This window comes from Streptomyces sp. NPDC002130 (assembly GCF_040296465.1).
Lineage (GTDB): Bacteria > Actinomycetota > Actinomycetes > Streptomycetales > Streptomycetaceae > Streptomyces.
In genome coordinates this window covers 1-10,246 of record NZ_JBEOXI010000274.1, presented here as the reverse complement: position 1 = coordinate 10,246, position 10,246 = coordinate 1, and the positions used below count along the sequence as shown (strand labels likewise).

Below are 10,246 nucleotides of genomic sequence, written 5' to 3'. Positions count from 1 at the left end.
TGGCAGGCGGCGGCCGCGGCGGCCCGGGGCGCTCCGCGCCGGCCGAGCGGCCGGGGCCGTGCGTCGCCGTCGTAGCCCTCGGGTTCACCGAAGGACACCATGGGGCGCGTGGCGCTCCAGGAGAGTGCCGGGTCGGGAGAGACGGGGGTGGGGTTGCGGGGTGCCGGCACGGAGGGGGCGGGCCGCCGGGTGGGCGCCGGGGGCACGCGCAGGTCCCGCCCGGCGGTGGCGCCCGTGTCGGTACCGGCCGGTGCCGGCGGCTCGGCGGGGCGCGGCGGGGTGGTGGGGCGCGTGGGTCCGGGGCGGTCCGCCGTCGTCCTCTGCGCGGCAGGGCGGCCGAAGGGTGCGGCGGGCTCGTCCGGCGCCGGGTCCGCGGGTACGGGGCGCAGGCGTGCGGTCGTCTCGGACGCGTGGTCGCCGGGGGCGCCGGGACGGCGGGGCGGGGGCAGGCGGAACGGCCGGCCGGTCGTCTCCGGGGCCGCGGCGTCCGGACGGCCGGGCGCGGAGAGACGGAACGGCCGGGCGGAGGACTGCGACGAGGTCCCGTCCTGGGTGCGCGAACTCGCTGCCCGTCCGGAGGACTGCGACACGGGCCCGTCCTGGGGGCCCGAATTCGTGGCCCGGCCGGAGGACTGCGACACGGGCCCGTCCTGGGTGCGCGAACTCGCTGCCCTGCCGGAGGAGTCCGGCGTGGGGAGGTGACGCGGCCGCGACGGGGGCCGAGGGGCTCCGGATTCGGGGCGTGACTCACGGCCGACGCTGGGCGGCTTGTCCGGGAAGCGCGTGGAGGCGCGGGGCGGGGGCGGTGAGGCGGACCCGGTGCGCCGGGAGGTGGTGGCACCGAAGACCGGGGCACCGAGGCTCGGGAAGCGAGGGCGGCCGCCGTCGGACGGTTCCGCCCCGGCCCCTCCCCCGGGAGCGGTGGCTTCCCGTCCCGTGGCGGGACCGGAGGACGTGCCCGGGGTCCCCCGCTCGCCCTTCGGCGAATCCTTCGACGAATCGTTCAGTGAATCGTTCGGCGAGCTCGTCGCCGAGTCCTCCGGCGCGGCCGGGGGGTGTGCCGGGCGGGGTGGGGCGGTGGGGCGTGGGGGGAAAGAGGCGCGTTGCGCTTCCGTGCTCATGCACCCCCCGTTTCCGCATGCCCGGGCCGCTCGTCTCGCGCGGGCCGGTGTCGTCCTGCCCGAGGCCCGGTACACAGTCGTCCCGGGCACTCCTACCCGTACGGAGGGAGCGTCATCCCGGCGCGGATCCCCGGCCGGCGTCGTCCGCCGTACGTGCGCGTCACTCTACGGCTTGTTCCTGGGCGAACGGGAACCAGTCCACGACGGCGGGGCATCTGCCCGGAACGTCCCCCTACCCTGCGGTAATCCCGTCTGGCAGGCTGCGTTCATGACTGCGCGCGCCTCCGACCGGGCCCGTTACGACCGGGCCACCGCCCATCTCGACGCCCCTCTCGCGATCGTGGACCTCGAAGCCTTCGACGCCAACGCCGCCGACCTGGTGCGCCGCGCCGGGGGCAAGCCCGTCCGGGTAGCCAGCAAGTCCGTGCGCTGCCGGGCGCTGCTGGAACGCGTCCTGGCCCGCGACGGCTTCGCGGGGATCATGTCGTTCACCCTGGCCGAGTCGCTGTGGCTGGCCCGCTCGGGGTTCGACGACGTGCTGCTCGCGTACCCGTCCGCCGACCGTGCCGGGTACGCCGAACTGGCCGGTGATCCCAAGCTCGCCGCCGCCGTGACCGTCATGGTCGACGACGTCGCCCAGCTGGATCTGATCGATGCCTCCCGGGGCGGCGGGCGTGAAGTGGTGCGGGTGTGCCTGGAGTTGGACACCTCGTTGCAGCTGCTCGGCGGGCGGGTGCGGGTCGGGGCCCGGCGTTCGCCGCTGCACTCCCCCGCCCAGGTCGCCGACGTGGCGCGGGCGGTGACCCGGCGGCCCGGCTTCGAGGTCGTGGGGATCATGGCCTACGAGGGGCATGTCGCCGGTGTCGGTGACGCGCTGAAGGGGCGGCCGCTGCGATCCCGCGCCATCCGGCTGATGCAGACCGCCGCAAAGCGTGAACTGGCCGAGCGGCGCGCGGAGGTGGTGCGTGCGGTGCGGGCCGTCGTGCCGGGGCTGGAGTTCGTCAACGGCGGCGGTACCGGCTCGGTGCAGCACACGGCGGCCGAGGAGGCGGTGACCGAGATCGCCGCCGGGTCGGGTCTGTACGTGCCGCGCCTGTTCGACAACTACACGTCGTTCAGCGGCCGTCCGTCGGCCCTCTTCGCCCAGCCCGTCGTACGGCGGCCGGGCGTGGGCGTGGTGACGGTCCTGGGCGGTGGGTACCCCGCCTCGGGTGCGGCCGGCGCCGACCGGTCGCCGGTGCCGTACCTGCCCGAGGGGCTGCGCTACGACCCGCAGGAAGGCGCCGGTGAGGTGCAGACGCCGCTGCTCGGCTCGCCCGCCGACGATCTGCTGATCGGCGACAAGGTGTGGTTCCGGCACGCGAAGGCCGGTGAGCTGTGCGAGCGGTTCGACCGGCTGCACCTGATCGAGGGCGACACGGTGACGGCGACGGTGCCGACCTATCGCGGCGAGGGCCACACGTTCCTGTAGGCGTCAGCCGGCCGGGCCGATGCTGCTGCCCACGCCGCCGCCGGTGTCCGCGTCGCCGAAGGGGCGGATGCCCTTGGTGATGCGGTCCATGTCGGCGAGCGGCGGGCCGTCGTCGCCGGCGTCGAAGACGTACCGGACGAGGACCGGCGACTCGGTGCCGACGCTGGAGGGGAAGGCCAGCGACTGGACGTAACCGCCGGGCCCCTTGGCGGTCTTCACGCGCCAGCGCACGAGGTACCCGGCGCGGCCCGCCACCGCGACCGGCCCGGATTTCACGAGCTGGTGCGACTCCATGCCGCCGTGGAGCTCGCGACCGAGCGTGTCGCGGTCGTAGGCCTCGTCCGCCGCCCCGGAGATGTCCGCTTCGGCCAGGGCCCTGGGGGACTTCTCGTCGTTCTCGGTCACTGTCCGGGAGAAGACCATGCCGTGGCGGCACACGCCCACGCCGCCGGGGCAGTCGTAGGTGCCGTCGGTCGTCATGACGACGTCGTCCTGGGCGACGTACTGCGGGCGGACCCAGCCGTCGAGCAGCGGGAACGTGATGCCGTTGAGCTGGTCCTCGACGAGCGCCGGATCGTCGGCGGACGGCTCGGAGGTCGACGTCTCGGGGGCCGGCTCCGGCGCGTCGGGCGTATCCGCGGGGGTGGAGGCCGGGGCCGTCCCGGTCTCCGTGCCGGAGCCGTCGCCCCCGCTGAGGGCGACGGCTCCGGTGACGATCGCCGCGGCCAGGACGGCCCCGATGGCGGTCAGGGCGACCACCTTCGTCCGGCCCGGGCCGCCGCCCGGCGGCGGGGCTGCGGGGGCCTCGGGCGCGCTGCGGTGCTCGGTCCAGGCCGTGCCGTCCCACCAGCGCTGCCGGTGAGGGGCGTGCGGGTCGGGATACCAGCCGGGCGGCGGCGTCATGCTCATCCCGGCACTGTAGGGCGCGACCCGGCCCCTTCGGACACGCGCTTACAGGGGTGTGACGTACGCCCCGGCGATGCCGCCGTCGACCAGGAAGTCGGTGGCGTTCACGAAGGAGGAGTCGTCGCTGGCCAGGAAGGCGACCGCGGCGGCGATCTCCTCGGCCTCGGCGAACCGGCCCAGCGGGATGTGCACCAGACGGCGGGCGGCCCGCTCCGGATCCTTGGCGAACAGCTCCTGCAGGAGCGGGGTGTTGACCGGGCCCGGGCACAGGGCGTTCACGCGGATGCCCTCGCGGGCGAACTGCACGCCCAGTTCACGGGACATGGCGAGGACGCCGCCCTTGGAGGCGGTGTAGGAGATCTGGGAGGTCGCCGCGCCCATCCGGGCGACGAAGGACGCGGTGTTGATGATCGAGCCCCGGCCCTGGCGCCGCATGTAGGGGATGGCGGCCTTGCAGCACAGGTAGACGCTGGTGAGGTTGACCTCCTGGACGCGCTTCCAGGCCTCCAGGCCGGTCTCCAGGATGGAGTCGTCGTCGGGCGGGGAGATGCCGGCGTTGTTGAAGGCGATGTCGACGCTGCCGTAGGTGTCGTAGGCGGTCTTGAAGAGGGCCTCGACCTGCTCGGGGTCGGTCACGTCGACCTTCACGAAGGTGCCGCCGACCTCCTCGGCCGCGGCCTTGCCGCGGGCGTCGTCCACGTCTCCGCAGACGACGTGGGCCCCTTCGGAGGCGAGGCGGCGGGCGGCGGCGAGGCCGATGCCGCTGCCGGCTCCGGTGACGACGGCGGTGCGGCCGACCAGGCGGCGGCAGATGTTTTCCTGGGCAGTCACTGTGCGGGGCCCTCCGTGCTGATGAAGACGTTCTTGGTTTCGGTGAAGGCGGTCAGGGCGTCCGGGCCGAGCTCGCGCCCGACACCGGACTGCTTGTAGCCGCCGAACGGGGTCCAGTAGCGGACGCTGGCGTGGGAGTTGACGGACAGGTTGCCGGCGCGGACGGCCTGGGAGACGCGCAGGGCACGGCCGACGTCCCGGGTCCAGATGGAGCCGGAGAGCCCGTAGGGGGTGTCGTTGGCCAGGCGGATCGCGTCCTGCTCGTCGGTGAAGGGCAGGAGGACGGCGACGGGGCCGAAGATCTCCTCGCAGGCCGCGGCCGAGTCGGGGCTCTCGCCGGTGAGGACGGTGGGCGGGAACCAGAAGCCCGGGCCCTGGGGTGCGCTGCCGCGCAGGGCCGGGGCGTCGTCGGGCACGAAGCCGCGGACGCGGTCGAGCTGCTGCCGGGAGATCAGCGGGCCCATCTGGGTCTTCTCGTCGGCCGGGTCGCCCACCACCACGTCGGCCAGGGTCTTCGCGAGGAGCTCGCGGACCTCGTCGTAGGCCTCCTCCTGGACCAGGATGCGGGTGCGGGCGCAGCAGTCCTGGCCGGAGTTGTCCAGGAAGGAGAAGGGGTCGACGGCGGTCTTGAGGTCGGCGTCGGCGAAGACGATGTTGGGGCTCTTGCCGCCGAGTTCGAGGGTGACGGGCTTGACCTGCTCGGCGCCGAGGGCGGCGACGCGGGTCCCGGTCCGGGTCGATCCGGTGAAGACGATCTTGGCGACTCCGGGGTGCCGGACCAGGGCGTCGCCCGTGATGTCGCCGCGCCCCGGCAGCACTTGGAAGAGGTGCTCGGGCAGCCCGGCCTCCAGGGCGAGTTCGGCCAGGCGCAGGGCGGTGAGGGGGGTGGTCTCGGCGGGCTTGAGGATGACGGCGTTGCCGGCCGCGAGGGCGGGGGCGGTGCCCCAGGCGGCGATCGGCATGGGGAAGTTCCAGGGCGCGATCACGCCGACGACGCCGAGCGGTTCGAGGATCGTGACGTTCAGGCCGCCGGGCACCGGGATCTGCCGGCCGGTGAGCCGCTCCACTCCCCCGGCCGCGTAGTCCAGCAGGTCGCGGACGTTGCCGGCCTCCCAGCGGGCGTTGCCGATGAGGTGGCCGGCCTCGCGGACCTCCAGGCGGGCCAGTTCCTCCAGGTGCGCCTCGACGGTGGCAGCGAAGCGGCGCAGCAGCCGGGCGCGGTCCGCGGGGGGCAGGGCGGCCCAGATCCGCTGTGCCCTGGCGGCGTGGGTGACGGCCGCGTCGACGTCGGCCGGACTCGCCCCGGCGACGGCGGCGACGACCTCCTCGGTCGCGGGGTTCAGTACTTCCAGAAGGTGCTCGGAAGACAAGAAGGACCTCACATGCGTTCGAAGGAGCGGCGCAGCTCCCAGTCGGTCACCGCGGCGTCGTAGGCGTCCAGTTCGACGCGCGCCATGTTGCGGTAGTGCGCGACGACCTCGTCGCCGAAGGCGGCCCGGGCGATGGGGCTGTTCTCCCAGAGCTCGGCGGCCTCGCGCAGGGTGGTGGGGACGTGGTCCAGGTCGGCGGCGTAGGCGTTGCCGGGGCAGGGCTCGGGCAGCTCCAGTTTCTGCTCGATGCCGTGCAGTCCGGCCGCGACCAGTCCGGCGACGGCGAGGTAGGGGTTGACGTCGCCGCCGGGCAGGCGGTTCTCGAAGCGCAGGGAGCGGCCGTGGCCGACCACGCGCAGCGCGCAGGTGCGGTTGTCCTGGCCCCAGGCGACTGCGGTCGGGGCGAAGGAGCCGGGCTGGAACCGCTTGTAGGAGTTGATGTTGGGGGCGTAGAGGAGGGAGAAGTCGCGCAGGGCGGCGAGCTGGCCGGCGAGGAAGTGGCGCATGACGTCCGACATGCCGCCTTCGCCGTCCCCGGCCATGGCGTTGTTTCCGTCGGGGTCGGCGAGCGAGAGGTGGATGTGGCAGGAGTTGCCCTCGCGCTCGTTGTACTTGGCCATGAAGGTGATCGACATGCCCTCCTGGGCGGCGATCTCCTTGGCGCCGGTCTTGTACACGGAGTGCTGGTCGCAGGTGACCAGGGCCTCGTCGTAGCGGAAGGCGATCTCGTGCTGGCCGGGGTTGCACTCGCCCTTGGCGGACTCGACGGTGAGGCCGGCGCCGGCCATCTCGTTGCGGATGCGGCGCAGCAGGGGCTCGATGCGGCCGGTGCCGAGGACCGAGTAGTCGATGTTGTACTGGTTGGCGGGGGTCAGGCCCTTGTAGCCGGCGTCCCAGGCCTGTTCGTAGGTGTCCTTGAAGACGATGAACTCCAGCTCGGTGCCGACCTGGGCGGTGTAGCCGAGTTCGGCGAGGCGCTCCAGCTGGCGGCGCAGGATCTGGCGCGGGGCGGCGACCACCGGGGAGCCGTCGCTCCAGGCGAGGTCGGCGTGGAGCATGGCCGTGCCCGCGTTCCACGGGACGCGGCGCAGGGTGGTGAGGTCCGGGTGCATGGCGAAGTCGCCGTAGCCGCGGTCCCAGGAGGACATCGCGTAGCCGTCGACGGTGTTCATCTCGGTGTCGACGGCGAGCAGGTAGTTGCAGCCCTCGGTGCCGTGGTGGAGGACCTCGTCGAGGAAGAAGCGTGCGGCGAACCGCTTGCCCTGGAGTCGCCCTTGCATGTCGGGGAACGCCAGGACGACAGTGTCGATCTCACCGCCGGCGACGAGGGTGTGCAGCTCCTCGACGCTCAGCGGGGGTGTGCGGTCTGCCACGGGAAGGCCTCCTAGGCTCCTTGGATCCGCTGCCTTGGATCCGCCGGGAGCCATAAGGTATTGCCGAGAACCATTGCTTGGGAAGGGGGTACGGCCACATGCCGGAGGAAGCTGGGGGCGGCGAGGTGCGGGACGGGCTGACGCCGGTGCTGCGGCCGGTGCGCGCGGGCAACGGCTTCGAGGAGGCACTGGAGCAGATCCTGCAGGTCGTGCGGCTGGGTCTGGTGCCGGGGGGCGAGCGGCTGCCGGCCGAACGGGAGCTGGCGGAGCGGCTGGGGATCAGCCGGGTGACGCTGCGCGAGGTGCTGAAGGTGCTCCAGGACCAGGGCCTGGTCGAGTCGCGGCGCGGCCGGTACGGGGGCACGTTCGTGCTGCCGCGAGCCGAAGCGGTCGGCGAGGACGAGCTGCGGCGCCGGGTCGCCGAGGTCGACATCGAGGACGTGCTGCGGTTCCGGGAGGTGCTGGAGGTGGGCGCGGCCGGGCTGTGCGCGGCGCACGGGCTGGACGAGAAGCAGGCGGACCGGCTCCGCGAGGCCCTGGCGCGCACGCACGACGCGCCGCTCGCCGAGTACCGCCGCCTGGACACGCTGCTGCACCTCACGATCGCCGAACTGTCCGGCTCCCCGACGCTCACCGCCCGGTACGCGGCCGTCCGAGCGACGGTCAACGACCTGCTCGACTGCATCCCGCTGCTGGTGCGCAACCTGGAGCACTCCCAGCGGCAGCACACCGCCCTGGTTGAGGCGGTGATCGAGGGCGAGGCCGACCAGGCGCGGGAGATCATGCGTGAGCACTGCGGGGGCACGGCGGCGCTGCTGCGGGGCTTCCTCGGCTGAGCGGGCGGCGCCTCCATGCGGTGAGGATTTACGGCCGATTAACGCAGGGGTATTGCCTTCCTCGGTCGGCACCGCAAAGGTATGGCTCCATTCCATTGAGTCGGAGCCCACTCGATCCCGTGACCGTCGCCGCCCCGTCGGGAGTCTGCCCATGCCCCAGGAACCCACCGCCACACCCGCCGCCCCGGAGGGCGACGACTATCTGGAACGCAGAGCACTGCGCCGCGGCAGCGCCGGCTGGGTGCTGCTGACCGGCCTCGGCGTCGCCTACGTCGTCTCCGGCGACTACTCGGGCTGGAACTTCGGCCTGGCCGAAGGCGGCTTCGGGGGCCTGGCGATCGCCATGGTGCTCATGGGCGCGATGTACGCGTGCATGGTCTTCGCCCTCGCCGAGCTGTCCTCGATCCTGCCCACGGCGGGCGGCGGCTACGGCTTCGCCCGGCGGGCGCTCGGCCCCTGGGGCGGCTTCCTGACCGGCACGGCGATCCTGATCGAGTACGTCCTCGCGCCCGCCGCGATCGTCATCTTCATCGGCGACTACGTCGAGTCGCTGGGCCTGTTCGGCCTGGAGTCCGGCTGGCCGGTGTACCTGGTCTGCTTCGTGATCTTCCTCGGTATCCACCTGTGGGGCGTGGGCGAGGCGCTGCGCTTCAGCTTCGTCGTCACCGGCATCGCCGTGGTGGCCCTGGTCGTGTTCGCGCTGGCGGCGCTGCCCGACTTCTCCCTCGCGTCGCTGGACGACATCCCGGTCGACGCCTCCGCCGCGGGGTCGAGCTCCTGGCTGCCGTTCGGCCTGCTCGGCATCTGGGCCGCGTTCCCCTTCGGCATGTGGTTCTTCCTCGGTGTCGAGGGCGTGCCGCTCGCCGCCGAGGAGACCAAGGACCCGGCCCGTACGCTGCCCAAGGCGATCCGCTGGTCGATGGGCATCCTGGTGGTGCTGGCGGTGGTCACCTTCTTCGCGGCGGCCGGAGCGCGCGGTTCCGACGCGATCCAGGGGGCGGGCAACCCGCTGGTCGAGGCGCTCCAGCCGAAGGGCGAGGCGACGACGCTGAGCCGGATCGTGAACTACGCGGGCCTGGCCGGTCTGGTGGCGTCGTTCTTCTCCCTGATCTACGCCGGCTCGCGCCAGCTGTTCGCCCTGTCCCGCGCGGGTTATCTGCCCCGGTTCCTGTCGCTCACCAGCCGCCGCAAGGCGCCGTACCTGGGACTGCTGGTGCCCGGCACGATCGGCTTCCTGCTGGCGGCGGTCTCCGGCAACGGCGCGCGGATGCTGAACATCGCCGTCTTCGGGGCGACCATCTCCTACGCGCTGATGTCCCTGTCGCACATCGTGCTGCGCCGCAGGGAGCCGGAGCTGGAGCGGCCGTACCGCACGCCGGGCGGGGTGCTGACGTCGTCGGTCGCCCTGGTGCTGGCGTGCGCCGCGCTGGTTGCGACGTTCCTGGTGGACGTGGCGGCGGCGCTGATCGCCCTCCTGGTGTACGCCGTGGCCGTCGCCTACTTCGGCCTGTACAGCCGCAAGCACCTGGTGGCGAAGGCGCCGGAGGAGGAGTTCGCGGCTCTGGCGGCCGCCGAGGCAGAGTTGGCAAGGGACTGAGTCGTCGAAGCGTGAGGGAGTCGTCGTGACCAGGCCGTTGATCGGTGTCAGCACCTACCTGGAGTCCGGTGCGCGCTGGGGCGTGTGGGAGCTGGAGGCCGCGCTGCTGCCGGTCGGCTACCCGCGGCTGGTGCAGCGGGCGGGCGGCCTGGCCGCGATGCTGCCGCCGGACGACCCCCGGCACGCCGCGGCTGCCGTGGCCCGGCTGGACGGGCTGGTCATCGCGGGCGGTCCGGACGTGGAACCGGTGCGGTACGGGGCCGAGCGCGAGCCGCGGACGGGCCCGCCGGCGCCGGAGCGGGACGCGTGGGAGCTGGCGCTGATCGAGGCCGCGCTGGCGGCGGGGCTGCCGCTGCTGGGGATCTGCCGTGGCATGCAGCTGCTGAACGTCGCTCTCGGGGGGACGCTGCTGCAGCACATCGAGGGGCACGCGGAGGTCGTGGGCGTCTTCGGCGGGCATGCGGTGAAGCCGGTGCCGGGGAGTCTGTACGCCGGTGTGGTGCCGGAGGAGACCTTCGTGCCGACGTACCACCATCAGGCCGTGGACCGCCTGGGCGAGGGCCTCGTCCCGTCGGCGTACGCATCGGACGGCACGGTGGAGGCGGTGGAACTGCCGTCGGCCGACTGGGTGCTGGGGGTGCAGTGGCATCCGGAGATGGGGGAGGACGTGCGTGTGATGGGGGCGCTGGTGGAGGCGGCGGCGAAGGGCTGAACCCCAGGGGGCTCCGCCCCCTGGACCCC

8 protein-coding genes and 1 pseudogene are annotated in these 10,246 nt (G+C 73.3%); 4 read left to right on the top strand and 5 right to left on the bottom strand.

The features are described from left to right. Positions 1-590: pseudogene (locus ABT116_RS34685) on the bottom strand (hypothetical protein); the annotation flags it as partial. 799 nt (positions 591-1,389) lie between these two features. On the opposite strand from ABT116_RS34685, the gene ABT116_RS34680 reads away from it, so the two are divergent. Then, positions 1,390-2,592 carry an amino acid deaminase/aldolase gene (locus tag ABT116_RS34680; protein ID WP_351642162.1) on the top strand — a complete coding sequence of 401 codons (1,203 nt, stop codon included), beginning with the start codon at positions 1,390-1,392 and terminating at the stop codon, positions 2,590-2,592. A 3-nt stretch (positions 2,593-2,595) separates the two neighbouring features. Here the strand turns inward: ABT116_RS34680 and ABT116_RS34675 are convergent, their stop codons facing one another. From ABT116_RS34675 to ABT116_RS34660, 4 genes are read right to left on the bottom strand one after another with little or no spacing between them, the layout of a single operon-like run. Then, the gene (locus ABT116_RS34675) at positions 2,596-3,495 is read right to left on the bottom strand and encodes a DUF2510 domain-containing protein (protein WP_351642167.1); all 900 of its coding nucleotides are present in this window, start codon (positions 3,493-3,495) and stop codon (positions 2,596-2,598) included. Between the two features lie 48 nt (positions 3,496-3,543). Then, positions 3,544-4,329 (bottom strand): 3-oxoacyl-ACP reductase, encoded by a 786-nt coding sequence (locus ABT116_RS34670; protein ID WP_351642159.1) that lies wholly within the window; start codon positions 4,327-4,329, stop codon positions 3,544-3,546. Then, complete coding sequence (locus ABT116_RS34665; RefSeq protein ID WP_351642156.1) at positions 4,326-5,699, bottom strand: aldehyde dehydrogenase family protein; 1,374 nt, start codon at positions 5,697-5,699, stop codon at positions 4,326-4,328. The genes ABT116_RS34670 and ABT116_RS34665 overlap by 4 nt, the downstream gene beginning before the upstream one ends. Positions 5,700-5,707: 8 nt before the next feature. Then, complete coding sequence (locus ABT116_RS34660) at positions 5,708-7,072, bottom strand: glutamine synthetase family protein (protein WP_351642154.1); 1,365 nt, start codon at positions 7,070-7,072, stop codon at positions 5,708-5,710. A 98-nt stretch (positions 7,073-7,170) separates the two neighbouring features. Here ABT116_RS34660 and ABT116_RS34655 point away from each other — a divergent pair, with 98 nt between their 5' ends. The 3 genes from ABT116_RS34655 to ABT116_RS34645 all read left to right on the top strand — a co-directional run bounded on the left by ABT116_RS34655 (position 7,171) and on the right by ABT116_RS34645 (position 10,217). Continuing rightward, entirely contained in the window at positions 7,171-7,908 is a 738-nt protein-coding gene (locus tag ABT116_RS34655) for a FadR/GntR family transcriptional regulator (protein ID WP_351642151.1), read from the top strand. Positions 7,909-8,059: 151 nt separating this feature from the next. Further along, positions 8,060-9,505, top strand: coding sequence for an ethanolamine permease (eat, locus tag ABT116_RS34650; protein ID WP_351642148.1), 1,446 nt, complete (start codon positions 8,060-8,062; stop codon positions 9,503-9,505). Between the two features lie 37 nt (positions 9,506-9,542). Then, positions 9,543-10,217 (top strand): gamma-glutamyl-gamma-aminobutyrate hydrolase family protein, encoded by a 675-nt coding sequence (locus ABT116_RS34645; protein WP_351642165.1) that lies wholly within the window; start codon positions 9,543-9,545, stop codon positions 10,215-10,217. Positions 10,218-10,246: the final 29 nt, after the last annotated feature.